Annotated in this window: 21 protein-coding genes; 15 read left to right on the top strand and 6 right to left on the bottom strand. The window is 66.1% G+C overall.

What is annotated here, in order from left to right:
- The first annotated feature begins 38 nt into the window (after nt 1–38).
- On the top strand, nt 39–890 hold the full coding sequence (locus ABIS05_RS13260) for a hypothetical protein (protein WP_348013594.1): 852 nt from the start codon (nt 39–41) through the stop codon (nt 888–890).
- On the opposite strand, the gene ABIS05_RS13255 is transcribed toward ABIS05_RS13260, so the two are convergent.
- From ABIS05_RS13255 to ABIS05_RS13245, 3 genes are all read right to left on the bottom strand, one after another.
- Complete coding sequence (locus tag ABIS05_RS13255; protein ID WP_348013593.1) at nt 872–1657, bottom strand: DNA-binding domain-containing protein; 786 nt, start codon at nt 1655–1657, stop codon at nt 872–874. The two genes, ABIS05_RS13260 and ABIS05_RS13255, sit on opposite strands and share 19 nt — an antisense overlap.
- Nucleotides 1654–2478, bottom strand: coding sequence for a DUF692 domain-containing protein (locus ABIS05_RS13250; RefSeq protein WP_348013592.1), 825 nt, complete (start codon nt 2476–2478; stop codon nt 1654–1656). Before ABIS05_RS13250 ends, ABIS05_RS13255 begins: the two co-directional genes overlap by 4 nt.
- 66 nt (nt 2479–2544) lie before the next feature.
- Nucleotides 2545–2799, bottom strand: a complete 255-nt coding sequence (locus ABIS05_RS13245) for a hypothetical protein (RefSeq protein ID WP_348013591.1) — start codon at nt 2797–2799, stop codon at nt 2545–2547.
- Between the two features lie 226 nt (nt 2800–3025).
- Between ABIS05_RS13245 and ABIS05_RS13240 the strand changes: the two genes are divergently transcribed.
- From ABIS05_RS13240 to ABIS05_RS13220, 5 genes are all read left to right on the top strand, one after another.
- Entirely contained in the window at nt 3026–3907 is an 882-nt protein-coding gene (locus ABIS05_RS13240; RefSeq protein WP_348013590.1) for an N-acetylmuramic acid 6-phosphate etherase, read from the top strand.
- Nucleotides 3904–5274, top strand: coding sequence for an MFS transporter (locus ABIS05_RS13235; protein WP_348013589.1), 1371 nt, complete (start codon nt 3904–3906; stop codon nt 5272–5274). Before ABIS05_RS13240 ends, ABIS05_RS13235 begins: the two co-directional genes overlap by 4 nt.
- On the top strand, nt 5271–6530 hold the full coding sequence (locus tag ABIS05_RS13230; protein WP_348013588.1) for a family 10 glycosylhydrolase: 1260 nt from the start codon (nt 5271–5273) through the stop codon (nt 6528–6530). The genes ABIS05_RS13235 and ABIS05_RS13230 overlap by 4 nt, the downstream gene beginning before the upstream one ends.
- A 258-nt stretch (nt 6531–6788) precedes the next feature.
- Nucleotides 6789–8096 carry an MFS transporter gene (locus ABIS05_RS13225; protein ID WP_348013587.1) on the top strand — a complete coding sequence of 436 codons (1308 nt, stop codon included), beginning with the start codon at nt 6789–6791 and terminating at the stop codon, nt 8094–8096.
- Nucleotides 8097–8170: 74 nt separating this feature from the next.
- Nucleotides 8171–9448 (top strand): glycerophosphodiester phosphodiesterase family protein, encoded by a 1278-nt coding sequence (locus tag ABIS05_RS13220; protein WP_348013586.1) that lies wholly within the window; start codon nt 8171–8173, stop codon nt 9446–9448.
- Nucleotides 9449–9508: 60 nt separating this feature from the next.
- On the opposite strand, the gene ABIS05_RS13215 is transcribed toward ABIS05_RS13220, so the two are convergent.
- Both ABIS05_RS13215 and ABIS05_RS13210 read right to left on the bottom strand, forming a co-directional pair.
- Nucleotides 9509–10291 (bottom strand): fibro-slime domain-containing protein, encoded by a 783-nt coding sequence (locus ABIS05_RS13215; protein ID WP_348013585.1) that lies wholly within the window; start codon nt 10289–10291, stop codon nt 9509–9511.
- A gap of 250 nt (nt 10292–10541) precedes the next feature.
- The gene (locus ABIS05_RS13210; protein WP_348013584.1) at nt 10542–12065 is read right to left on the bottom strand and encodes an aldehyde dehydrogenase family protein; all 1524 of its coding nucleotides are present in this window, start codon (nt 12063–12065) and stop codon (nt 10542–10544) included.
- 334 nt (nt 12066–12399) lie between these two features.
- Here ABIS05_RS13210 and ABIS05_RS13205 point away from each other — a divergent pair, with 334 nt between their 5' ends.
- From ABIS05_RS13205 to ABIS05_RS13165, 9 genes are all read left to right on the top strand, one after another.
- Complete coding sequence (locus ABIS05_RS13205; protein ID WP_348013583.1) at nt 12400–14346, top strand: sigma-54-dependent Fis family transcriptional regulator; 1947 nt, start codon at nt 12400–12402, stop codon at nt 14344–14346.
- 238 nt (nt 14347–14584) lie between these two features.
- Nucleotides 14585–17158: an SIR2 family protein gene (locus tag ABIS05_RS13200; RefSeq protein WP_348013582.1), complete on the top strand. Its 2574-nt coding sequence runs from the start codon at nt 14585–14587 to the stop codon at nt 17156–17158.
- 172 nt (nt 17159–17330) lie between these two features.
- Nucleotides 17331–18794: a glucose-6-phosphate dehydrogenase gene (gene zwf / locus ABIS05_RS13195; protein WP_348013581.1), complete on the top strand. Its 1464-nt coding sequence runs from the start codon at nt 17331–17333 to the stop codon at nt 18792–18794.
- Nucleotides 18795–19341: 547 nt separating this feature from the next.
- A complete protein-coding gene (locus ABIS05_RS13190; protein ID WP_348013580.1) occupies nt 19342–19791 on the top strand; it encodes a hypothetical protein in 450 nt (149 codons plus the stop codon).
- Nucleotides 19792–19973: 182 nt separating this feature from the next.
- Nucleotides 19974–21260, top strand: coding sequence for a phospholipase D-like domain-containing protein (locus tag ABIS05_RS13185; protein WP_348013579.1), 1287 nt, complete (start codon nt 19974–19976; stop codon nt 21258–21260).
- A 297-nt stretch (nt 21261–21557) separates the two neighbouring features.
- On the top strand, nt 21558–21770 hold the full coding sequence (locus tag ABIS05_RS13180) for a cold-shock protein (RefSeq protein WP_348013578.1): 213 nt from the start codon (nt 21558–21560) through the stop codon (nt 21768–21770).
- 81 nt (nt 21771–21851) lie between these two features.
- Nucleotides 21852–22076 (top strand): hypothetical protein, encoded by a 225-nt coding sequence (locus ABIS05_RS13175; RefSeq protein ID WP_348013577.1) that lies wholly within the window; start codon nt 21852–21854, stop codon nt 22074–22076.
- A gap of 88 nt (nt 22077–22164) precedes the next feature.
- Nucleotides 22165–22431, top strand: a complete 267-nt coding sequence (infA, locus tag ABIS05_RS13170) for a translation initiation factor IF-1 (protein ID WP_348013576.1) — start codon at nt 22165–22167, stop codon at nt 22429–22431.
- A 146-nt stretch (nt 22432–22577) separates the two neighbouring features.
- Complete coding sequence (locus ABIS05_RS13165) at nt 22578–23453, top strand: alpha/beta hydrolase (protein ID WP_348013575.1); 876 nt, start codon at nt 22578–22580, stop codon at nt 23451–23453.
- Here the strand turns inward: ABIS05_RS13165 and ABIS05_RS13160 are convergent, their stop codons facing one another.
- Entirely contained in the window at nt 23454–24560 is a 1107-nt protein-coding gene (locus ABIS05_RS13160; protein ID WP_348013574.1) for a beta-eliminating lyase-related protein, read from the bottom strand. It lies immediately after the preceding gene.
- Between the last annotated feature and the right edge of the window lie 51 nt (nt 24561–24611).

The following is a 24611-nucleotide window of genomic DNA, read 5'->3' as shown; positions in this document are numbered from 1 at the left end:
CACTTAGTATCCGCGTCAATCAAAAACCATCCATCGTCATGCAGTTCCCTTCCCATCGGCGCCCGGCGGCGCTCGTCCTGTTCGCCCTGCTGGCCGGCTGCGGCGGCGCAACCAACGACGTCGCCGACCCCGTGGTCGACGGTTTCATCTGCGCCTTTCGCAACTGCACGGAATCGTCCACGCTGAACGTGGACGAGATCAGCCCGCGCTTCACCGCCACCCAAAACGACAGCGATCGCACCATCCTCGTCGAGGGCGGCCTGGGCAAGTCGGCCAATGTGTTCACCGCGGTGCTGCCGGCCCCGGGCGAGCGCCTGTCCGCCAGTGTCGACGGCGGCACCGAGGTCACGATGGGAAACCCCGACGGCAAGCGCCTGGACTACAGCGCCGGCCTCACGTCCGCCAGCGCGCAACCGGTGGTGCGCGTCGTCTTCACGCGGGCCGGCGTGCCCAACATCAGCGAGGTGACGATGCCGGCCGGCTTCACGGTGTTGCAGCCAGCCGCAGGCGTGGCGCTGGCTCGCACCGCCGGCGATGTGGACGTGCGGCTCAGCTCGACCGCGCTCACCACATCGATGGCCGACGGCACTTGCAGCCGCACCGACGGCAGCAGCTTTCCGGTCAAGAACGAGATCCTGCCGGCCACGATCCAGAGCAGCGTCGTGGGCGGCTACCGGCTGAATGGCGCGGCCCTGGACGACGCGCTGAACCTCGCCAGCCGCAGCCACAACAACAACATCGTGACGACGCCGCTGGTGTCGCGCTGCCAGCTCACGGTGGCCTGGCGCCGCACGGCCTGGGGCACGGTCGCCCCGGCGATGAATGCGCATGGCGCCATCGGCGGCTACCGCCAGGCCCTCCAGGCGCTCACCTACGACGGGCAACGTTGAAGTAGACCGTCGGCCAGCCAGCGCTGCAGGTGCTGGATGACGGCCGGCGCGGCGGCCTCGGGGTCACCCAGCTCGGCGGCGGCGCGTTCGCACAGCAGCGCGAAGGGCGTGCCCGCGGCCACGGCGTTCAGCAGCGCGGCCTCCAGCGGCTCCAGCGAGCGCCAGCGCGTCTCCAGGCCCTGGCGCCAGGCCAGCAGCACATGCTCGTGCGGTGCGGGCTCGGGCAGCTCGGGCTGGTCGCTGCCCAGCTCGGGCTCCCATTCGCGCAGCACGCGCCAGGCGGGCTCGATGGCGTAGGCCAGCGGCACGCGCTGGGCGCTGGGCTGCAGCTGCAGCACCAGACCAGCCCAGTCGTCGGGGCCGAGGGCGGCAAGCGCTGCCGGGTCGAGCGGTGGCGCCTCGGCCGCGTCGAAGGCGCCGCGCAGTGCCCAGTCCATGGCGGCAAAGTCGACGAGGCTGGCGTGGGGCACGAGGTCGTCTCCGGCCTCGGCCATGAAGCCGGCCAGCTCGTGGCCGAACCAGCGGATGGACGGGTGGCGGCTGGGCTGGGCGGCGATGTAGGCGCGGCCCAGCGCGTCGAAGGCCTCGTCGCCCAGCGCGCGGGCGAGCACGGTGTAGTTGTCGGCCAGCGCGGCGACGAGGCGGGCGCGGTAGGCATCGCGGTAGACGGCGAGGCCCAGCGCGTAGTCGCCGGCTAGCAGGCTAGCGGCATCGCCGCCGTCACGGATGGCGGCGGCGAGCTGGCGCTGTTGCTGGATGACGCTCATGACGCAGCGGCGGCCAGGCGGCGCGCCACGGCCAGCTCGTCGAGCAGCTCGGGCAGCGGCGGGATGTGGTCGTCACGCTCGATCATGGTCGGCACGGTGCCGAAGCGCTCGAGCGCGTGTTCGTACAGCGCCCAGACCTCGGCGCGCACCGGATGGTCATGCGTGTCGATGACGATGTCGCCACGGTCCTCGTGACCTGCCAGATGAATCTGTTGCACGCGCTCGGCCGGCACGGCGGCCAGGTAGTCCAGCGGGTCGAAGCCGTGGTTGCGGCTGGAGACATAGACGTTGTTGACGTCCAGCAGCAGGCGAGCGCCCGTCCGCTGCAGCAGCTGCGAAATGAAGTCCCACTCGCTCATCTCATCGGCCGCGAAGCGAACGTAGCTGGAGACGTTCTCCAGCACCAGCGGCCGGCCCAGCACGTCCTGCACCTGGGCGATGCGGCCACTGACGTGATCGAGCGCGGCGCGCGTCAACGGCACGGGCAGCAGGTCGTGCAATTGGCTGTGCGCGTCGGCGCTCCAGCAGAGATGGTCGGACACCCAGCCGGGCTCCAGCCGGTCGGCCAGGTCTTTCAGGTCGCGCAGGTAGGCGAGGTCCAACGGCTCGGCGCCGGCCACGGACATCGACACGCCGTGCATGACGACGGGATAGTCGGCGCGAATGCGCTCCAGGTGCGCCATCGGCGGGCCGCCGGGCACCATGTAGTTCTCGGAAATGATCTCCAGCCAGTCGGGCCTCACGGCGGCATCGACACCAGCCTCAAAGGCGGCGTAGTGCTCAACGCGCAGGCCGAGGCCGAAGCCTTGGATGTGGGTCATGGGTGCAAACGTAAAACGCCGCCCAGGCATCGGGCCTGGGCGGCGGTAGGCAGCTAATTCAGCTGATTACTTTTCAACTGTTCCGCCGGCCTTGGTGCACTCGTCAGCCGTCTTCTTGCTGACCCAGCCCTGGCCCTTGCAGCTGTTGTGGCCCTTGCAGTCGCTCTTGGCGGTCTTGCAGTCGGAGGTGCCCTTGCAGCTGTTGACGCCGGAGCACTTGACCATGCCATCGGCCGCGAGAGCGGTCGTGGGCACGGCGGTCGCGAACAGGGCAGCAGCAGCGGCGGCAATGCCGAGGCCAGTCTTGAGGGATGCGTTCATGTCGAAGTCTCCAGAAAAAAGGTAAGTGGTTCAGATCGGGTTCACCACAGGTCGATTTCGGAAGGCCCCGACATCGACTTGCCAGCTTGCGTCGGGGCGCGGGCCCCAGTCCTTACAACCGGCGGGCAGATTCTGATTACCTGCGGTTGTGACTGCAATGGCTCTTGGCATTCGTCACGGCGCCATGTCAGCCGCTAGAGTGCGGCAGCTTGCGCTCCCACACTCCATGCTGAACACCGAAACCCCAAGCACCCGGCATCCCGACCTGGACACTTACGCCACGCCAGCCCTGCTGGATGCCTTCATCGACGACCAGACCGCCGCCGTCGCGGCCGTGAAGGCCGCCGCCCCGCAACTCGCCGCCGCCGTGGACGCGGCCCTGCCGCGCATCCGCGCCGGCGGCCGGCTGCTGTACGCGGGCGCCGGCACCTCGGGCCGCCTGGGCGTGCTGGACAGCGTGGAGCTCTACCCGACGTTCTCCTGGCCGCGCGAGCGCGCCGTGGCCGTGATTGCCGGCGGGCCGGGCGCAATGTTCGTCGCCGTCGAAGGCGCCGAGGATGACCGCGCGCAGGGCGCCGCCGACATGGCCGCGCTCAACCCCGGCCCCAACGACGTGGCCCTGCTGCTGGCCGCATCGGGCGGCACGCCCTACGTGCTGGGCGCCATCGAGGCCGCGCGCGCGGCGGGGGCGCTGACCATCGGCATCGCCAACAACCCCGGCGCGCCGGTCGCGCAGCAGGCCGAGATCGGCGTGACCCTCGACACCGGCGCCGAGGTCATCTCCGGCAGCACGCGGCTCAAGGCTGGCACGGCGCAGAAGATCGCGCTGAACACCTTCTCGTCGGCGCTGATGGTGCGTCTCAACAAGGTCTACGGCAACCTGATGGTGGACCTGAAGGCGACCAACGTGAAGCTCGTGAAGCGGGCGGTGGCGCTGACGGTGCGCGCCAGCGGCGCGAGCGAGGCGGATGCGCAGGCGGCGCTGGCGCAGTGCGACAACCATGTGAAGACGGCGCTGGTGATGCTCAAGCGGGGCGTTGGCGTGGATCAGGCGCGGGCGCTGCTCGACGCCGCCGAGGGCAGCGTGAGCCGCGCGCTGTCGACATGAGCAGCGAACCGCCAGAGGCCGCCGCGCCGGGCCGCCCCAAGCAAGGCCACGTCCCCTCGGGGGATCGACCGCCGTACCCGGCGGGCGAGGGGCGAACATCCCCTTGGGGCTGGATCCCCAGCCTCTACTTCGCGCAGGGGCTGCCCTATGTGACGGTGATGTCGCTGTCGGTGGTGCTCTACAAGAACCTCGGCATCTCCAACACCGACATCGCGCTCTACACGAGCTGGCTCTACCTGCCTTGGGTGCTGAAGCCGCTGTGGTCGCCGCTGGCCGAGCTGTTCGGCACCAAGCGCAGCTGGGTGGCGGTGCTGCAGTTCTTCGTCGGTGCCGCGCTGGCCGGCGTGGCGCTGACGCTGCCCACCGACCGCGCCTTCCAGCTCTCGCTGGCCGTGCTGTGGCTGATGGCTTTCTCCTCGGCCTCACACGACATCGCCGCCGACGGCTTCTACATGCTGGCCCTGCCGCAGCACAGCCAGGCCGCCTTCGTCGGCGTGCGCTCCACGTTCTACCGGCTGGCCAACATCACGGGCCAGGGCGCCCTCGTCTATCTGGCGGGTGAATTGACCGAGCGCACCGGCTCCGTCGTCACCGCCTGGAGCGCTGTGTTCTGGCTGCTGGCGGGGCTGTTCATCGCGCTGGCGGCCTGGCACGCCTTCGTGCTGCCACGGCCCGCGGCCGATGTGGCCGGGCCCGGCCGCGCCGCCGCACGCGGGCTGGTGGCCGAGTTCTTCGCCGTGTTCGCGAGCTTCTTCAAAAAGCCGGGCATCGCGGTCACGCTCGGCTTCCTGCTGCTCTATCGCTTCCCCGAAGCGCAACTGCTGAAGCTCGCATCGCCCTTCCTGCTCGACTCGGTCGATCAGGGCGGCCTGGGCCTGTCGACCAAGGAAGTGGGCATCGCCTACGGCACGGTCGGCCTCATCGCGCTGACGCTGGGCGGCCTGTGCGGCGGCTGGGTCATCTCCCGCATCGGCCTCAAGCGCGCACTGTGGCCGCTGGTGCTGGCCATGCACGTGCCCAACGTGGCCTTCCTGCTGCTGGCGATGACGCACCCGACCAGCCTGGCCGCCATCAGCGCCGCACTCGCCGTTGAACAGTTCGGTTATGGCCTCGGGTTCACGGCCTACCTGATGTACATGATCCACGTGGCCGATGGCACACAGAAGACGGCGCACTACGCGATCTGCACCGGCTTCATGGCCCTCGGGATGATGATCCCCGGCATGTGGAGCGGCTGGCTGCAGGACCACATCGGCTACGTGCCCTTCTTTGCCTGGGTGCTAGCGGCCACGCTGCCCAGCGTGGTGATGGCGGCGCTCATCAAGATCCCCGACGGCTTCGGCAAGAAGGCGGACGACACACCATGAAACGCCGCCACCTGCTGAGCCTCGCCACCGCACCGCTACTCACGGCCTGCGCGACACCGCCTGAGCTGGTGCCGACAGCGCCCGAGGCGACGCCCGCATCCCAACCCGCAACGCAGCCGCCGGCACCGAAGCCCGCCGGCCCGCCGCCGCGCGAATGGCGGGCCGCCTGGGTCGCCACCGTCTCCAACATCGACTGGCCCAGCCGCCGTGGCCTCTCCGCCGAGGCCCAGCAGGCCGAGATCCGCAGCCTGTGCGACACGGCCGTGCGCGTCGGCCTCAACGCGCTGATCCTGCAGGTGCGGCCCGGCGCCGACGCGATCTACGAGTCCGCGCTGGAGCCCTGGAGCGAGTACCTCACTGGCACGCAGGGCCAGCACCCCGGCTACGACCCGCTGGCCGTCTGGCTGGCCGAAGCCAGGCTGCGCGGGCTGGAGCTGCACGCCTGGATCAACCCCTACCGCGCCCGGCACAGCACCGCCAAGTCCGCACCGGCGGCCACGCATGTCAGCCGCACCCGGCCCGACTGGGTCAAGCGCTACGGCGACCAGCTCTGGATCGACCCCGGCGAACCCGCCGCCGCCGAGCACACGCTGGCCGTCGTGCGCGACCTGCTGGCGCGCTACGCCGTCGACGGCATCCACATCGACGACTACTTCTACCCTTATCCGGTGCAGGACGCGGCCAAGGCGGACATCGACTTCCCCGACGAGCCGAGCTGGCAGAAGTACCTCGCCACCGGCGGCACCCTGGCGCGCGCCGACTGGCGCCGCTACAACGTCAACACCCTCGTGCAGCGGCTCTACGCGCTGGCACACCAGGCCCGCCCCGGCACGCGCGTGGGCATCAGCCCCTTCGGCCTGCCCCGGCCCGACCTGCGCCCGCCCGGCATCACCGGCTTCAGCCAGTACGACAAGCTGTACGCCGATGTGGAACTCTGGCTGCGCGAGGGCTGGCTGGACTACCTCGCGCCGCAGCTCTACTGGCCGCGCGCGCAAACCGCCCAGGCCTTCGAGCCGCTGCTGCAGGCTTGGGCAGCATTGAACCCACTCGACCGCCCCATCCACCCCGGCCTGTTCACCAGCCGCATCGACGCCACGCCGCAGAGCTGGATGCCGGACGAGATCACCGGCCAGATCGGCAGCGTTCGGCGCTTGGCACCTGGCAGCGGCCACATCCACTTCAGCCTGGTGGCGCTGGCGCAGAACCGGCGCGGCATTGCCGACGCGCTGCGCACCGGGCCTTACGCCTCGCGCTGAACGACGCCAACCGACGCTGAACGACGCTGTCCGCGCGCTGTCCGGCCCGCGTCCACGGGGGAGGCAACCCCGGATGCGGCACTTGCGGTTTCACCCCTAGCATCGCGCCACGCTCGACGCAGTGGCCTGCGCGCCCTCCGTTCGAACGCGTCCCAGGGGCCTTCTGACGAATCGAAAAGACAACGTTGTCCGCGCGGCAGCGCTTCGATTCGTGCACGCGGCTTCGGGCCTAGAAAAGTTACAGCCGATTTCAGACCCATGACCTCAAGCAACACAACCATCCGGAATCCCTGGTCCTGGGTCCCCACGTCCTACCTGTCCGAAGGCATCCCTTTCGCGATGGTGATCTGGGTCGTCGGCACGATGTTCAAGGACCTCGGCCACAGCGACGGCGAGATCACGCTGGCCACCGCCAGCGTCGGCATCACCTGGTCGCTCAAGCCGCTGTGGGCAGCCTTCCTGGACATGTTCAAGACGAAGAAGTTCTTCGTGCTGTGGATGGAAGTCATCATGGCCGTGCTGCTCTGCGGCATCGCCGCAGCCCTGCCGCTGCCCAACTACTTCCAGATCACCATTGCCGTGCTCTGGGTCATGGCCTTCTGCTCGGCCACGCAGGACATCTGCGTCGACGGCATCTACATCACCGCGCTCGACGAGAAGGGCCAGGCCAAATACATCGGCGTGCAGGGCGTGTTCTGGAACGTCGGCAAGCTCTTCGGCACGGCCCTTGTCGTCTGGATCGCCGGCTCGCTGAAGGAGGACCACCACCTCAGCACCACCTCGGCCTGGAGCTGGGCGCTGGTCATGTCGGCAGGCACGCTCGCGGCACTGGCCGTCTACCACTGGTTCGCGCTGCCCACCGGCAGCATCGGCGACCGGCCCGTGAGCGCGCGCGCGGCCTTCCGAACCTTCGGCGATGCCATCGTCGACTTCTTCAAGAAGGACAGCATCTGGGGCATGCTGATGTTTGTCCTGCTGTACCGCAGCTCCGAGGGGCTGCTGCTGCAACTGGGGCCGTTGTTCCTGCAGGCCTCGCCCGACCTGGGCGGCGTCGGCCTGTCACTGAAGGACAAAGGGCTGATCGACGGCACCATCTCCACGGTGGTGAGCCTCGGGGCCGGCCTGCTGGGCGGCGCCTTCATGGCCAAGTACGGCCTGAACCGCCGCACGCTGGTGATCATGGCGCTGTGCCTGAACATCCCGCACGTCGCCTTCGTCGTCCTGTCGCAGCTGGCAGGCCCGGGGCACACGCTGTCGTTCTGGACGGTGGCGAGCCTGGTGACGCTGGAGAAGTTCGGCTACAGCTTCGGCTTCGTCGCCAACATGCTGTACATGATGCAGCAGATCTCCCCGGGCCGATTCCACATGACGCACTACGCGTTTGCTAACTCGATCATGAACCTGACGCTGGTGCCGACGCAGATGATCTCGGGCCCGCTGGCCGACCACCTGGGCTACAAGACCTACTTCATCGTCGTCATGTTCGCGGCCATCCCGTCGGTGCTCGGCGCGATGTTCGCGCCCTTCCCGCGCAAGGCGGACAACGGCCACCCGCACTCCCCCTAACTCGCTCTCTACGCTGTCACCACGGCTTCATTGAGGCCGCCTAGCCTTGGCTGCCCCACACACGGAGACAGCCCATGCGCCGCACCCTCACCCGCCTTGCACTGCTCGCGCTCGGCGTTGCCAGCCTCCCCGCCTGCGCCAACGACTTTGACGGCAACCGCCGCGGTCATGGCAACGACAGCGGCATCGCCAGCGTCCAGCTCGGCCCGCGGCCCTTCTTCCTCGTCGAGGAGATGGCCGACAGCCCGCTGAAGAAGCGCCTGCAGCATTGCGCCGCCACGCGCGAGAGCTACAAGCCGACGCTCTTCTCCATCGCCCACCGCGGCGCGCCGCTGCAGTTCCCCGAGCACACCAAGGAAAGCTACGAAGCGGGAGCACGCATGGGCGCCGGCGTCGTCGAGTGCGACGTGACCTTCACGAAGGACAAGGAACTCGTCTGCCGCCACGCGCAGAACGACCTGCACACGACCACCAACATCCTCGCCACGCCGCTGGCGAGCAAGTGCGTCAAGCCCTTCACGCCCGCTGTCTTCGACGCCGCCGGCACGCTCGTCGCACCGGCCGCCGCCGAGTGCCGCACGAGCGAGCTGACGCTGGCCGAGTTCAAGACCCTGCGCGGCAAGATGGACGCGTCCAACCCGCGCGGCCGCACCGTGGCCGAGTACCAGGCGGGCACGGCCAACTTCCGCACCGACCTCTACGCCGGCCCCACCAGCGGCACGCTGCTGACGCTGAAGGAAGCCATCGCCTTGTTCAAGAAGCTGGGCGTGAAGATGACGCCCGAGCTGAAGTCGGCCAGCGTTGCCATGCCATTCGACGGCTTCAGCCAGGCCGCCTACGCGCAGAAGATGATCGACGAGCACAAGGCGGCCGGCGTGCCCGCGCGTGACGTCTGGGCGCAGAGCTTCGACATCAACGACATCCTGTACTGGGTGAAGAACGAGCCCGCCTTCGGCCGCCAGGCGGTCTACCTCGACGATGCCAACGGGCCGGCCGACGTACCCACCTTCGAGCAGCTCAAGGCCTACCGCGCCGCAGGCATCCGCATCGTCGCGCCACCGCTGTGGCAGCTGCTGACGGCCGACACCAGCGGCAACATCCTGCCCTCGCCATACGCCCGCAACGCCAAGGCGGCGGGGTTGGACATCATCACCTGGTCGCTGGAGCGCAGCGGCATCCTGGCCGACGGCAACAACGGCTCGTACTACCAGAGCTTCGACAGCGCCATCACCCGCGAAGGCGACATGTTCCGCATGCTGGACGTGCTGGCCGAGCAGGTCGGCGTGCTGGGCGTGTTCTCGGACTGGCCGGCAACCACCAGCTTCTACGCCAACTGCACGGGCCAGAAGTAATCCGCCGCCCGCAAAAGCAAGGGCCGCCCTCGGGCGGCCCTTGCCGTTGGCGCGTAGAACTCAGCGGCGGCGGCGCGCTGCAGCGCCGGCTGCCAGCAGGGCCGCGCCCACCAGCCCCAGCGACGCCGGCTCGGGCAGCTCACCGGTCGGTGGCGTGACGAGCTGCAGCGAGGTCGTCATCGTGAAGTTCGAGCCCGTCGTGTGGCGCTCGGCCTGGAAGACGTCCAGCGTGTAGTCGCTGCCGTTGACGAGGCCGTTCAAGGCGGCAAAGGTGTTGAGATTCACGCTGCCGCCAATGGCGCCGTGCACGCCGCCGAGGTCGATGGCCAGCACGCCGTTGATGAACACCCACACGTCGTCATCGCCGCTGAACGAGAAGTTGTCGTCGTTGGCGGTCTGGTAGGTGAACTGGGTGTGGAACTCGGTCGTGAAAGCGAAGTTGTGGCCGCCGATGTTCTGGGCCAGCAAGAGGCCGTCGATGGGGAAGAAATTGTTGTTGCTGTATTGGTAGGTCGTCGCGGTGATCGGGTCCAGCGTGATCGTGATGCTGCCGGTGGCGTTGACGGTCGGGTCGTCGTGGTACCACTGGTGGAAGGACGCCGCGCTCGTCACCGTCGGGTGCACGGCCGACAACACCGGCTTGCCATCGCCGCCCAGCGTCGATTCGACGATGCCCGTGGCGGAACCGAGGAAGGCCTCGAAATCCGGGTGGCCGCCAACGCCGCTCGACACGGTGCCGGCGAAGTTGAAGTCCCGGATCGTGCCGGTCAGCGTGATTGGCGCGGCCTGGGCCGCGAGCGGCAGGGCCAGAGCGAGGGCGACGGCAAGGGATGACAGACGCATGACGAGGCTCCAGACCTGTGGGGCTCAGGTCAACGCAATACTGATGCCACCGCCATCATTTCTTTGCAGATCAAGGCGTTAGCCGGTGCTGCGTAGCAACATAGACGATGGGCTGTCAACTTACCCGACATCCCTAGCTCAGCGGAACGGTGCTTGGCCGCGCTGAGTGGTTCAGCGCGCTGCAGGACAGCGATGCTGGCCTGACGGCGCCGCCGCCGAAGCCCCGGTTGTCAGCCGGGGTGCCAGGCGATCAGAAGAATCCGAGCGCGTTCGGCGAGTAGCTGACCAGCAGGTTCTTCGTCTGCTGGTAGTTGTCGAGCATGCCCTTGTGGTTCTCGCGGCCGATGCCCGATTCCTTGTAGCCGCCAAAGGCCGCGTGTGCCGGGTAGGCGTGATAGCAGTTGGTCCACACGCGCCCGGCCTGGATGCCGCGGCCCAGCCGATACGCCCGGCTGCCGTCGCGCGTCCACACGCCGGCGCCCAGGCCGTAGGGCGTGTCGTTGGCGATCTGCAGCGCCTCGGCCTCGGTCTTGAAGGTCGTCACCGCCAGCACCGGGCCGAAGATCTCCTCACGGAAGATGCGCATCTGGTTGTGGCCCTGGAACAGCGTGGGCTGGATGTAGTAGCCGCCCGCCAGGTCGCCACTCATCTGCGCGCGACCGCCGCCGATCAGCACCTTGGCGCCTTCCTCCTTGCCCAGCGCGAGGTAGGTCTCGATCTTGTCCATCTGCACGGCCGAGGCTTGCGCGCCCATCATCGTGTCGGTGTCCAGCGGGTTGCCCTGCTTGATGGCCGCCACGCGCTTGACGGCGCGCTCCATGAACTTGTCGAACATGCCTTCCTGGATAAGCGCGCGGCTCGGGCAGGTGCAGACCTCGCCCTGGTTGAACGCGAACAGCACCAGGCCCTCGATGGCCTTGTCCAGAAACGCGTCGTCCTCGGCCATGACGTCGTCGAAGAACAGGTTGGGGCTCTTGCCACCCAGCTCCAGCGTCGCCGGGATCAGGTTGGTGGCGGCCGCCTGCGCGATCGCGCGGCCCGTGGCCGTGCTGCCGGTGAAGGCGATCTTGGCGATGCGCTTGCTGGTGGCCAGCGGCATGCCGGCCTCCTTGCCGTAGCCGTTGACGATGTTCAGCACGCCCGGCGGCAGCAGGTCGGCGATCAGCTCGGCAAACAGCAGGACGCCGATGGGCGTGCTCTCGGCCGGCTTCAACACCACGCAGTTGCCGGCGCCCAGCGCCGGCGCCACCTTCCACGCCGCCATCAGCAGCGGGAAGTTCCACGGGATGATCTGGCCGACGACGCCCAGCGGCTCGTGGAAGTGATAGGCGATGGTGTTGCCATCGATCTCGCTCAGCGCGCCTTCCTGCGCTCGCACGCAGCCGGCGAAGTAGCGGAAATGGTCCACGCATAGCGGGATGTCGGCGTTCAGCGTCTCGCGGATTGGCTTGCCGTTGTCCACGCTCTCGGCATAGGCCAGCAGCTCCAGGTTCTGCTCGATGCGGTCGGCGATGCGCAGCAGCACATTGGCCCGCTCGGCCGCCGGCGTGGCGCCCCAGCCAGCGGCGGCCGCGTGGGCGGCGTCCAGCGCCAGCTCCACGTCTTTCGCGTCTGAGCGCGCCGCCTTCGTGTAGACCTTGCCGTTGATCGGCGAGATCACGTCGAAATACTGGCCCTCGACCGGCGGCTGGAACTTGCCACCGATGAAGTTGTCGTAGCGGGGCTTGTAGGCAATCTTGGCGCCAGCGGCGCCGGGGGCGGCGTAAACGGTCATGGGCTTGTCTCCGGATGGGATGTACGCCCGGCGTCCTGAACGGTGACCGGGTCGCTGCATTCAGCGCAAAGCCCATGCCAACGCCGCTTGCGCCGAGGCCACCCCGGCCACGTCTAAACCCCGCGCATCTGACGCCGGTACTGTCCCGAAATGGAACAACTGCGTCGCACAACGTGCCATTCCGGCACAGCCGCTTGACGCGCTCCGTCGTCAGGCTACTGTCCGCCTCCTGGCGCAGGCTCTGCGCCTCAGAGCCCTGGGCCTGTTGAACACTACGGCAACTCGACCCGTTGCCGTAGCGTTCAACAGGCCCTACGGCCGCGCAGGAGACACCATGGCCACGCCCGCCCCCACCCCGCCCGAGCGCATCCGCCAGGCCCGCCGCCAATGGCTGGACACCGGCACCGTCGCCAGCGGCCTCATTGCCGGGCCGCTGCAAGCCAGCTGGGCGCGCTGCCGCGACTTCGGCCTCGCGCCCGAAGGCCGCCCGCAAGGCGCGCCCCACGCCAGCGCCGCCCAGCTTGCCCGCGCGCAGGAGCACCGCCACACGCTCATGGCCCACGCCAGGCCGGTGATGGCCTTCCTCAACGAACAGGTGCAGGGCAGCGACAGCCTCGTGCTGCTGGCCGACGCCCACGGCCTGCTGCTGCACGCCAGCGGTGACGATGCCCACTTTGCCGACCGCGCTGCCCGCGTCGCGCTGCGCCCCGGCGCCGTCTGGAGCGAGCAATGGCGCGGCACCAACGCCATTGGCACCGCGCTGGCCGAGGGCGCCCCGGTCGTCGTGCACGCCGGCGAGCACTACTTGCAGCGCAACGGCTTCCTCACCTGCGCCGCCGCCCCGATTGCCGACCCCGCCGGCACCCTGCTCGGCGTGCTCGACATCTCCGGCGACCGCCGCGGCTACCACCGCCACACGCTGGCCCTGGCCCGCAGCGGCGCCCGCATGATCGAGCACCAGCTCTTCACCGCCCGCCACCGCGCCGGCCTGCACCTGCGGCTGCACGCGCAGGTTGAAGGCCTGGGCACCTTCACCGAAGGCCTGCTCGCGCTCAGCGAAGACGGCTGGGTCACCGGCGCCAACACCGCCGCGCTGGAACTGCTGCGCCTGACCCGCCAGGACATCGGCGCCGCCACCGTGGAGCGCGTGCTCGGCCTGGACCTGCGCGCGCTGCTGGCCCTGGGCGCCGCCCCCTGTGCGCTGCCCCGCCCGGGCGCCACGCCGCTGTGGCTGCGCGTGGAGGCCGGCCAGACCCTGCGCCGCAGCGCGCCCACCGCCGCCCGCGCCACGCCACCCGCCGTGCCGCCCACCGACACCCCCTGGCGCCCGCGCGACGCGCTGGCCGCGCTGGACACCGGCGACGCCCCCTTCCGCGCCCTGCTCGACCGCGCCCGCAAGCTGCTCGACAAGCCCGCCATCCCGCTGCTGCTGCAGGGCGAAAGCGGCACCGGCAAGGAGCTGCTGGCCAAGGCCATCCACGCCAGCAGCGCGCGGCGCGACAAGCCCTTCGTCGCCGTCAACTGCGCGGCCCTGCCTGAGACCCTGATCGAAGCCGAACTCTTCGGCTACCGCCCCGGCGCCTTCACCGGCGCCCACCGCCAAGGCGCCCCCGGCCGCATCCGCGAAGCCCACGGCGGCACGCTGCTGCTGGACGAGATCGGCGACATGCCCCAGGCGCTGCAGGCCCGGCTGCTGCGCGTGCTGCAGGACCGCGAGGTCACGCCGCTGGGCGGCGGCGCGGCCGTTTCGGTCGACTTCCGCCTGATCTGCGCCACGCACCAGCGGCTGAAGGACGAAGTGGCGGCGGGGCGGTTTCGTGAGGACCTGTACTACCGCCTCAACGGCCTGACGCTCAGCCTGCCGCCGCTGCGGGAGCGGTCGGATTTGAGCGAGCTGGTCGCCCGTCTGCTGAAGACCGAGGCGCCGGAGCGGGCGCTGCGGCTGCATGACGAAGTGCTGGCTGCGTTCAGCCGCTACCGCTGGCCGGGCAATGTGCGGCAGCTGGCGAATGTGGTGAGGATGGGGGTGGCGTTGCTGGACGACGGCGAGGATGTGGTGACAGCGGGGCTCGTGGGGGATGAGGTGCGTGAAGCGCCGGGCGCCGCCAGCCTGGACACGGCGTCAGCGATTACGCCGTGCGACGACCTGCGCCAACTGGCCGAGGCCCGCATCCGCGAAACGCTGGCGGCCGTGGGCGGGAATGTGTCGGAGGCGGCGCGGCGGTTGGGGGTCAGCAGGAATACGTTGTACAGGCGGCTGCGTGGGCAAAGCTTGGGGTGATGGACTTTAGGTTTGAGACCTGACCCCGGGCCCGGACCCCGCGCGCGACCTGCGCATCAACACCAATGCGACTGCGGGTCCTGACGTAGCGCCGGATCTACACGCTCGCAGAGCCTCGGGTTTAATCCCAGGGCCGTGCCACAGATTTTGACGGATAGTCAATTAGCCGCAACTACGGCACACGCAAAGAGTCCGCAGACCACAAAAAAATAGCCATGCAATTGGCTCAAGGGAAAAAATGAACTCCTCCGAATTGGCCAAACACTTCCCAACCAAGCAAAGAACATTAGTCGACTTGGCGCGATATATAGGCAATAGAACTGACGATCACTCCAACTACTGCTTGTTGCTTGGTGCTGGATGCTCGGTTACTTCGGGTGTACGACCGGCATCAACTCTTATAAAGGAATGGCGAACTCAGGCTTGCCTAGAACTAGGCGTGACTGACAAGCTATCCGAGGCGAATCAGGTCGAATTACTGCGTCAAAGAGGTTCAACGTGGTATGACCCCGCACATGAATATTCATCGCTATTTGAGCGCCGCTTTGACCTTCAGCGCCAACGGCGCGTTTTCGTCGAATCAGAGGTGGCAGGAAAGACGCCTTCTATTGGATACGCGTATCTCACCTCATTGATTGAACAGGGTCACTTCAACACCGTATTTACCACGAACTTCGATGATCTCATAAATGAGGCGTTCTACCTTTTCTCGAATGACCGCCCCATTGTTTGCGCCCATGACTCAAGCATTAATAGCGTAACAGTAACGTCCAAAAGACCAAAAGTCATAAAGCTGCATGGCGACTATCTATTTGATGACCTAAAAAGCACGATCAGGGAAACCGAAAGCCTTGAGCAGAACATGAAAGCAAAGCTTGCTGAGTTCTCAAAGGATCATGGCCTAATAGTTGTAGGCTACTCGGGAGCCGACAGATCTATTATGGAAAATCTGCAAGCGCTCCTTCGGCGAGAAGAATATCTAAAAACTGGCATTTACTGGTGCCTAAGAAAAGACACCGAAATATCAGAAGATCTCAGGAAACTCCTATTGAGAGATCGCGTTTACTTTGTTGAAATCGATGGTTTTGACGAGCTATTTGCCGAGCTGTATGGCTCATTCAATCCAGGGCAATGCGTCCCCGAATCTGCGCTTGGCATCAATCGGCGATCCAACCAAGGCCTTACGATGTTACTAGCATCAAGCACAGGAGTACCGACAACCACCGAAATTTTAAAGAAGGCTCGCATCCGCTTAGAGCGTCAGTCGAAAAGGTCGGCGCTTGCAAATCTTATCGCCGGCGATACCGACGATGACAGAACATCGATTGGCGAAAATTTCACCGATGACGAAATGCTATTGCTAGGCGGGCTATCCGACTTGATGGCTTCGGAGCAATACGCGGAAACATTGGAAAAAGCCAAGAAAGCGCTAGCCAAATCACCACGTCCAAAAATCCGCCGACGGCTAATAGAGCAATGTATCAATGCTCATATGGCGAGAGGCGATCAAGCAGCAGCAATGACTGCGGCAGACGAGATCATCAAATTACACCCCAAACGCGCCGCCTCGTATTTACGAAAAGCTCGGTTGTTGGCCAACAGATCTGAAAGACTGATTGAAATACAGCGAGCTATTGACGTTGATCCATATGCAATAACTCCAAGGATTCAATTGTGCGAAACGAAAATCCAACAGGCGAGAGGCAAATATGGAGCCGAGCGCGCAAAGCTGCTAGAAGAAGCGACGATAGCAGCCGAGGTTGCACTAAGGATAAACCCCTCAACCAGCAACTCTGCTTGGTCATCTCTCTTTGAAGCGATTGAGCTAAAGGAGTTTGACAGTCAAAGACGAGATCTAGCCACTCTGGCACTGATAACAAAACTTGTAGATCAAAATCCGTATGCCAGTCAAACTTTAGAATTGCAGCGACAGCGGTACTCCACGCAAAAGGATGCGGAGAAAAAAGCTGGGCTCGAGTTACTGCTGAATAACATCAATATTGCGGAGGAAAGATACCTAGATGAACATTTGGCATTTGCCCGCACTAGACTGAGAGCCTTAAAATCCCTTGGCGATGAGACTGCGTTACGGCAAGAGCTTGAGAAGCTAACAGAGGATATAAATCGGGATCCGGACTTGGCTGCATTAGCAGCATCCATTCTTAGAGAAGCTTTTGGTGACGATGAGGCAGCGATTCGACTCTTACGGGACTCATTGAGAGCGTCTAAGTTCGACTGGGAAGTACTCACTCAACTTATAGATACTCTGTGCGACCTAGAACGAATCGAGGAAGCTCAGCAACTTTTTGATAAATGGGGGCATCGCTTAAATAAAAAATGGAAACACACTATGACGCTTGCACTTCTGGACGCAAAAAAAGATTTTCATGAATGCCTGAAAGAATCCGCGCGCTATTTTGAAGAAACAGGGGAAAGCGACATTACGATGCAGGCCTACTATCTCTTGTCGGCTGGCGATTACAAGGCGGCAGAAAAGCAATTGCGCGAATTTCTCGCGCCAATAAATTACACCGCCGAAGCCGGAACAGAGATTGTCAACTTTGAATTATCCCGCAAACTTGGCAACGCAAAGCCTGATCGTGCGAGGCTGGAGAAAGTCTTGCAATTCTCCAATTGCGAAAGGACAAAAGTCGGCGTTCTTGCTGTACTAGAGGAACGGAAACTCCTTCAGGGTGCCATAAAGAAGGCCGTTGAAGTAGACAAGACCAATCGCTTCAGCATTATTCGATGGCCGGCAATGAAACCATATTTGACTGACCCAGGCATTGCTTCTTTACTAAAGACGCTTTGAGGCGCGAGTTCGAGGTTAGGTCTCAAATCTAAGTACCGCCGAAAGTTCGGGGTCAAGGCATCTGGATTTGAGACCCGCCCCCGAGCCTGCTCCCGGCCGCGCCGACCCGCCCGATGGTTCGATCCTTGCTAACGTATCCAGCGTTGTGGCTGACCGCAGGAGCACCTCGAACATGGCAAAAATATCGCCCGGCGTTGGGCCGCGCTTACCTCAGCTGGTGGTGCTGTTCGGCGCCACCGGCGATCTGGCCAAGCGCAAGCTGCTACCGGGGCTGTTCCACCTGTGCACGGCGGGCTTCCTGCCGGACTACCGGATCATCGGCGTGTCGCTGGATGACATCGACACCGCCGCCTTTGGCGCGCTGACGCGGCAGGCCCTGGCGCAGTTCTTCAATCGCCCGGTGGCTGACGCTGACTGGGCCGAGTTCGCCGCGCGGCTGGAGTACGTGCCGCTCGCGGCCGGCCCTGCTGCCCTGGCCGAGGCCGCCGCGCGCGCCGAAGCCGCCATTGGCCGCGAAAGCCAGCGCCTGCACTACCTGAGCGTGCCGCCCAACGCGGCCCTCTCGGCCGTGAAGGTGCTGGGCGAAGCCGGCCTGGTGGCCAATGCGCGGATCGTGATGGAAAAGCCCTTCGGGACCGACCTGGCCAGTGCCGTCAAGCTCAATCGTGCCGTGCACGAGGTGTTCGCCGAAGACCAGGTCTTTCGCATCGACCACTTCCTGGGCAAGGAGCCGGCACAGAACATCCTGGCCTTCCGCTTTGCCAACGGCCTGTTCGAGCCGATCTGGAACCGCAACTTCATCGACCACGTGCAGATCGATGTGCCCGAGACCCTGGGCCTCGGGCAGCGCAGTGCGTTCTACGAGCAGACCGGCGCCTACCGCGACATGGTGGTGACGCACCTCTTCCAGATCCTCGGCTTCATGGCAATGGAGCCACCTACCTCGCTGGAGCCAGCGCCCATCAGCGAGGAAAAGAACAAGGTCTTCCGCAGCATGCTGCCCATCCAGCCGGCCGACGTGGTGCGTGGCCAGTACAGCGGCTACCGCGACGAACCCGGCGTGGACCCGCAGAGCGAAACCGAGACCTTCATCGCCCTCAAGTGCTTCATCGACAACTGGCGCTGGGCGGGCGTGCCCTTCTTCCTGCGCACCGGCAAGCGCATGGCGGAGGGCCAGCGCATCATCTCCATCGCCTTTCGCGAGCCGCCCAAAAGCATGTTCCCGCCCGGCAGCGGCGTCGGTGCGCAAGGGCCCGACCACCTGACCTTCGACCTCGCCGACGCCAGCAAGATGAGCCTGAGCTTCTACGGCAAACGCCCCGGCCCCGGCTTGCGGCTGGACAAGCTGAGCCTGCAGTTCGCCATGCACGACACCGGCCTGGCCGGCGAGGTGCTGGAGGCCTACGAACGCCTGATCCTCGACGCCATGAAGGGTGACCACACGCTGTTCTGTACCGCAGAGGGCATCGAGCGCCTGTGGGAGGTATCGACCGCCCTGCTGGAGTCGCCGCCGCCCGTGCGTCTGTACGAACCGGGCAGCTGGGGCCCCAAGTCCGTCCACCAACTCATCGCCCCGCATGCGTGGCGACTGCCCTTCGAGCGGGCCTGGCGCAGCCCGAACAAGTCGGGGGGCTGAGAAGCTCGTAGGTTGGGGTGAACAAGGTGAACCCCAACGAACTCCCGGCCAATATGTTGGGGGGCGAATCGCGGAACGGCGTGTCGTTGCCGTCCTTATCGAGGAACTTGACGAACTCCGGCGCGATGGTCGGGACTTTGCCGTCGGGCTCCGACGAGTCGCGGATGTCGGCGGCCATCTTTTCGTAGACGCGCACCAGGTCGCTGTTTATAAGCGCCGTGGTGGCGTTGACTTAGGGCGACGCTGAATAAGTCCCCGCGATGCAGCGCGCCCTGGTTTGGGAAGGCCTGCAAGGCGCAAACCGCAGCCATAGCTGGCTATGGCGAGGATTTGCAACGCCGCAGGCCGCCCAAAGCAGGGATGCGCTGCGCGCGAGGGACTTGTTCAGCGTTGCCTTAGCACCCCCCAGCATCCTGAAGATGAATGCCGCTCCCCCAGCAGCCCGGTGCCACCCCCTTCACCGCCAGCCTGGCCGCAGGCGCACAGTGCCCCGGCGCACTCACGCGCGAGCGCGATCACCGGCGTCAACGGGTGAGGAGTCCTCCAAATGAAGTTCGCGACACGCATCACGACGTCACTGTTTGCAGCGGGCCTGATGATTCTTGGCTCGGCCACGGCCCAGGCGCAGGAGTCCAGCTACAAGCCCGGCACGGTCTGGAACTTCTCCAGCATCAAGATCGAGCCCGGCCAGGCCGAGAACTACATGGACTTCCTGGCCAAGACCTGGAAGAAATCCAGCGAGTTCGGCAAGAAGGAGGGCTACATCGTCTCCTACCACGTGTTCCAGGTAAACAACGCCCGCGAGGGCGAGCCGGACCTGATCCTGGCCATCGAGTCCAAGGACTATCTGTCGAATGCCCAGCAACTGGAGATCCAGAAGAAGTACGAGGCCTTCATGGCCATGGATCAGCACAAGATGGAAGCGGCCTCCGGCGAGCGCAAGGTGATGCGCAAGCTGGCGGGCAGCATGGAGCTGCAGGAGCTGCTGCTGAAGTAGCACTGCGCGGGCCCGATGCCCAGGGCCAGCGCCGCTCCAATGCAACGGCTTCCAGCGCCGCGTGGAGCGCGCCTGAACAGCGCCGGCGCTGGCGGTGACGCGGCGCCGGCCTACGCCAGCCGGGCCGAGCGCTCCCTAGCATCGTTGCGGCCAGTTCTGGCGCGCGGGGACAGAGCAATTTGATGAAGGCGGCAAGGCATTCCACGTGGATCGTTGTCCTGGTGACGGCGGCGGCAACGCTGCTGGGCGTGCTGCTGTATCAGAACCTGTCGACCCATGAGACCAAGATCGACCAGAAGCTGTCCAAGCTCTACGAGACCGACGACGCGGAATTCAGGCGTGCGCTGAGCGCGCTGCTGGGGCCGCCGCTGGTGGAGGGCAACGAGGTACAGACGCTGCGCAACGGCGACGAGATCTTCCCGCCCATGCTGGCGGCCATCCGCTCGGCCAAGGCGACGGTGAACTTCGAGACCTATATCTACTGGTCGGGCAGCATCGGGCGGGAGTTCGCTAACGCGCTGACCGAGCGCGCCCGGGCCGGCGTGAAGGTGAACGTGCTGCTGGACTGGGTGGGCAGCATGAAGATGGATCAGGCGATGCTGGACGAGATGAAAGCCGCCGGCGTGGCCTGCCAGCGCTTCCACGAGCCACGCTGGGCCAACTGGGGGCAGATGAACAACCGCACCCACCGCAAGCTGCTGGTCGTCGACGGGCGCATCGGCTTCACGGGCGGCGTGGGCATTGCCGACCAATGGCGCGGCAACGCCCGCAACGAGACGGAGTGGCGCGACACGCACTACCGCGTGGCCGGGCCGGTGGTAGCGCAGATGCAGTCGGTGTTCCTGGACAACTGGATGCGCGCCACCGGTGAGGTGCTGCACGGCGAGGCCTATTTCCCCGCGCTGCAGCCGGGGGGAACGTATTCGGCGCAGATGTTCAGCAGTTCGCCCAGCGGCGGCAGCGAGAGCATGCAGCTGATGTACCTGCTGTCCATCACGGCGGCGCGCAAGACCATAGCCCTGGCCAACTCCTATTTCGTGCCCGACGACCTGACGATCCAGACGCTGGTGGACGCGGCGAAGCGGGGCGTGAAGATCCGCGTGCTGACGCCGAGCGGCCACATCGACTCGGAGACCGTGCGCAAGGCCTCGCGCAGCAGTTGGGGCCCGATGCTGGAGGCCGGCATTGAGTTCGCCGAATACCAGCCGACGATGTTCCATGTGAAGGGCCTGGTGGTGGACGGCATGTTCGCGTCGGTGGGGTCCACCAACTTCGACAACCGCTCCTTCCGCCTCAATGACGAGGCCAACCTGAACGTGCTGAACGCCGAGTTCGGCCAGCAGCAGCAAGCCGTGTTCGAGGGCGACTGGGCCAAGGCTCGCCGCATCACGCTGGATGAGTGGCGGCAGCGCCCGTGGTCGGAGCGGCTGTGGGAGATGCTGGCCAGGACCCTGCGCACGCAGCTTTGAGCGCGGTCGCCGGGCGTATGCCCAGGGCGTGCCACGATGACTTACTACCGGTGTTCCGGGCCTTGCGCAAGGCTCGGCCTGGCGTGAGGTTGCTGTTGGTGTGTAAAATGGCGGGATAGATTCGCACAAGACCGTTTTCTCAAGGTCTTATCTGCAGCCCCGCTGGCCATCCCCTGGCCCGTTCTCGCGAGCGGCTCGCTTCAGCAACTCCCGGTGAGTGTTCTTGAGTGTTTCTGTCTCCGCATGGCGATGTTGCCGGCGGAGTTCTTCTCTATTCCAATTTTCCAAGGAAACATCATGACGACAGAAATCGGCACCGTGAAGTGGTTCGACGACGGCAAGGGCTTCGGCTTCATCACGCCTGACGGCGGCGGCAAGGACCTCTTCGCCCACCACAGCGAAATCAAGAACGCCGGCGGCTTCCGCTCGCTGGCCGAAGGCGCCAAGGTTGAGTTCGAAACCAAGCAAGGCCCCAAGGGTCTGCAGGCTTCGAACATTCGCTCACTTTGAGCGAACTGGGCGCCCACGCGCGCCCAGCTCACGGCGACCCCTTGCGGTCGCCGTGGCACGACCCATACCAAGAACAAGAAGATGTACAAGAACAACAACAAGAACCTAGAAGTGGGACGCTACGTCGTCTCTCCCATGACGCAGGCTGGCAACGATGGCGGCTTTCATGCCGTCGTCTCAATCCGGTCCGGCCAGGGTATGGCCAGCGTCGATCGTGTGATGCAATTCACGCCGAGCTTTGTCAGTCCGAAGGCAGCCTTGCGCTATGCGCGGGCCGAAGGTCTGGCCTGGGCAAATTGCCACTGACAACGCGCGGCCTTGAATGGCCGCATTCGTCGCCGGCACGGCCTCGTGCACGGCCTCCCGTCTAATTTTCCGCAACGGAGCCCAACACTTGGCCAAAGAAGAACTGATCGAAATGCAGGGCGTTGTCCACGAAGTCCTGCCCGACTCGCGTTTTCGTGTGACGCTGACGAATGGCCACCAGGTCATCGCCTACACCGGCGGCAAGATGCGCAAGCATCACATCCGCATCCTGGCCGGCGACAACGTGTCGTTGGAAATGTCGCCCTATGACTTGAGCAAGGGCCGCATCACCTTCCGCCACCTGGAGCGCCGCTCCGGCCCACCGCCCAGCGGCGGTGGTTCCGGTCGTAGGTAAGGCCCCACGGCCTTTCAAGCCCTTCGCCTCGTTCAGCCCTTTGAACTCAACTTCATCGGGCCCCCAATCGGTCGCCACGGCATGCCCTGGCGGCCGATTGCTTTTGTGGCCAGCATCCAGCGCGGCTCGCGCGGCGTAAGTCAAACATGACTCTGCCCAAGCTTGGCGTGGCCTTGCTCGCCGCGATCGCACTGGCGGGCGGGCTGGTGTTCTGGGCGCCGACGCAGGTGCTGAACGCGCTGGCATCAAGCAACACGCACACGGTGAGCCAGGGCGCGTCCTACGGCCCTGGTGAACGCCAGTTGGTGGACGTGTACCGGCCGCGCCGCGCCGCGCCGCGTGGCGGCTGGCCGGTGGTGGTGTTCTTTTACGGCGGCTCCTGGACCCGTGGTGAGCGCGCCGACTTCGCCTTCGTTGGCGAGGCGCTCGCCTCGCGCGGCATCCTGACGATGGTGGCCGACTACCGCCTCTACCCCGAGGTGCGCTACCCGGAGTTCTTGAAAGACAGCGCCACGGCGGTCGCCTGGGCGCTGACCCATGCCGACCGCCTGGGCGGCAACCCGCAGCGGGTGTTCGTCATGGGCCACAGCGCCGGCGCCTACAACGCCGCGATGCTGGCGCTGGACCCGCGCTGGCTGAAGGCCGCCGGCCGCTCGCCGCGCGAACTGGCCGGCTTCATCGGCCTGGCCGGGCCCTACGACTTCCTGCCCATCGAGAACCCCGACGCCAAGCCGGTGTTCTTCCACCCCGACTACCCGCCCGGCACGCAGCCGCTGGAGCACGCCAGCCGAGGCGCGCCGCGCAGCTTCCTGGGCGCCGCCACGAGTGACAAGCTCGTGAACCCGCAGCGCAACACCCAGGCCCTGGCCACGAAGCTGCAGTCGCTGGGCGTGCCGGTGACGCTGAAGTTCTACGAGCGCGCCAGCCACATGACGATGATCGGCGCCTTCGGTGCGCCGCTGCGCTGGCTGGTGCCGGTGCTGGACGACGTGACCGCCTTCGTCAACGGCCCGCCGGGCTGATCAACCCGCCGCCAACGCCACCGCGCGCCGCAGCGCGTCGAGCGCTTCGCCGTCCAGCCAACCCCCGGCCGCGTCACCGATGACGACCTCCACCATCGCGCCGCCTTCGACGAGGTGTGAGGCCACCGCCCGCGCGCCCAGCCAGAAGCCATCGCCCCGGGCCACGCCCAACAGGGCCTCGCGCAGCCGGTCGGGCGCCAAGGGCAGGTGCAGCTGGAAGGCATTGACCTGCGGCACCTCGGGCGCCACGCGCCAGCCGGGCACCGCGCCCAGCGCGGCAGCTAGCGACTGAGCGCGCTCGCGGTACTCGGGCATGCGCGGCAGCTGCGTGCGCAGACCCTGCAGCGCGCTCAGCACGAAGGGGTGCAGCGTGAAGACGTTGCCGGCCAGGCGCGATTGCCAAGGGGCGGTAGCGGCGATGAAGGTCTCGCTGCCCGCCAGCACGCAGCCCGCGAGGCCGCCCAGGCCCTTGTAGAAGGACACGTAGACCGAGTCGGCCAGCTCAGCGATCTCGGCCAGCGGGCGGCCGTAATGGGCGGAGGCCTCCCAGAGACGGGCGCCGTCGAAGTGCAGCGGCACGCGCGCGGCGCGGCACCAACTGCTGATGTTGACCAGGTCTTCCCAGGTGGGCAGGCGGTAGCCGGCGCGGCGCAACGGCAGCTCGACGACGACAACAGCCGGATGCTGGGGCTGCGCCGCCAGATGCTCGATGTCGAAGGGCGCGTCCGCCCGGCCGATGCGCAGGCCGCGCAGGCCCAGCAGCTTCTCGAACGCCTCGGCCTCGTCGACGGCGATGTGGCTCTGCGGGTGCAGCGTCACCGGGCCGTCGCCGTCGCCGCAATGCACGCGCAAGGCCGCCAGTTGCGCCGCCACGCCCTTGTGCATGAAGCGCGCGGCCGGCTTGCCTAACAGCGCGCCCACCTCGGCCTCCAGCGCCTGCAGGGCCTGGCCCTGGCCGTAGACGTCCAGCGGCAAGGCGGCCTCCGGCACCTCGGCCAGTGCCAGCAGGGACTCGCGCATCGAACGCAGCGGTCGGTGGCCGTTCAGCCAGCGGCTGCAGTGGTTGCGCAGGGTGATGTCGGCGTCTAAAGAGGTGGGAGCGGGCATTCGCGGCGTCATGGCTGGGGGGTCGAAGGATTCTGCGCCGGGCGCCGCCCG

This window comes from Roseateles sp. (genome assembly GCF_039929605.1).
Taxonomy (GTDB): Bacteria; Pseudomonadota; Gammaproteobacteria; order Burkholderiales; family Burkholderiaceae_C; genus Pelomonas.
Note: the sequence above shows the minus strand (reverse complement) of the source record. Positions and strands in the feature narration are given on the sequence as shown.

Excerpts from the sequence above, each read along its gene's own strand:
- ABIS05_RS13245 (WP_348013591.1), bottom strand. The coding sequence starts at position 2,799 with ATGAACGCATCCCTCAAGACTGGCCTCGGCATTGCCGCCGCTGCTGCT.
- ABIS05_RS13215 (WP_348013585.1), bottom strand. The coding sequence starts at position 10,291 with ATGCGTCTGTCATCCCTTGCCGTCGCCCTCGCTCTGGCCCTGCCGCTC.
- ABIS05_RS13210 (WP_348013584.1), bottom strand. The coding sequence starts at position 12,065 with ATGACCGTTTACGCCGCCCCCGGCGCCGCTGGCGCCAAGATTGCCTAC.
- zwf (WP_348013581.1), top strand. The coding sequence starts at position 17,331 with ATGGCAAAAATATCGCCCGGCGTTGGGCCGCGCTTACCTCAGCTGGTG.
- ABIS05_RS13190 (WP_348013580.1), top strand. The coding sequence starts at position 19,342 with ATGAAGTTCGCGACACGCATCACGACGTCACTGTTTGCAGCGGGCCTG.
- ABIS05_RS13260 (WP_348013594.1), top strand. The coding sequence starts at position 39 with ATGCAGTTCCCTTCCCATCGGCGCCCGGCGGCGCTCGTCCTGTTCGCC.
- ABIS05_RS13240 (WP_348013590.1), top strand. The coding sequence starts at position 3,026 with ATGCTGAACACCGAAACCCCAAGCACCCGGCATCCCGACCTGGACACT.
- ABIS05_RS13205 (WP_348013583.1), top strand. The coding sequence starts at position 12,400 with ATGGCCACGCCCGCCCCCACCCCGCCCGAGCGCATCCGCCAGGCCCGC.
- ABIS05_RS13250 (WP_348013592.1), bottom strand. The coding sequence starts at position 2,478 with ATGACCCACATCCAAGGCTTCGGCCTCGGCCTGCGCGTTGAGCACTAC.
- ABIS05_RS13180 (WP_348013578.1), top strand. The coding sequence starts at position 21,558 with ATGACGACAGAAATCGGCACCGTGAAGTGGTTCGACGACGGCAAGGGC.
- ABIS05_RS13225 (WP_348013587.1), top strand. The coding sequence starts at position 6,789 with ATGACCTCAAGCAACACAACCATCCGGAATCCCTGGTCCTGGGTCCCC.
- ABIS05_RS13160 (WP_348013574.1), bottom strand. The coding sequence starts at position 24,560 with ATGCCCGCTCCCACCTCTTTAGACGCCGACATCACCCTGCGCAACCAC.
- ABIS05_RS13165 (WP_348013575.1), top strand. The coding sequence starts at position 22,578 with ATGACTCTGCCCAAGCTTGGCGTGGCCTTGCTCGCCGCGATCGCACTG.
- ABIS05_RS13220 (WP_348013586.1), top strand. The coding sequence starts at position 8,171 with ATGCGCCGCACCCTCACCCGCCTTGCACTGCTCGCGCTCGGCGTTGCC.
- ABIS05_RS13200 (WP_348013582.1), top strand. The coding sequence starts at position 14,585 with ATGAACTCCTCCGAATTGGCCAAACACTTCCCAACCAAGCAAAGAACA.
- ABIS05_RS13230 (WP_348013588.1), top strand. The coding sequence starts at position 5,271 with ATGAAACGCCGCCACCTGCTGAGCCTCGCCACCGCACCGCTACTCACG.
- ABIS05_RS13235 (WP_348013589.1), top strand. The coding sequence starts at position 3,904 with ATGAGCAGCGAACCGCCAGAGGCCGCCGCGCCGGGCCGCCCCAAGCAA.
- ABIS05_RS13185 (WP_348013579.1), top strand. The coding sequence starts at position 19,974 with ATGAAGGCGGCAAGGCATTCCACGTGGATCGTTGTCCTGGTGACGGCG.
- ABIS05_RS13175 (WP_348013577.1), top strand. The coding sequence starts at position 21,852 with ATGTACAAGAACAACAACAAGAACCTAGAAGTGGGACGCTACGTCGTC.
- ABIS05_RS13255 (WP_348013593.1), bottom strand. The coding sequence starts at position 1,657 with ATGAGCGTCATCCAGCAACAGCGCCAGCTCGCCGCCGCCATCCGTGAC.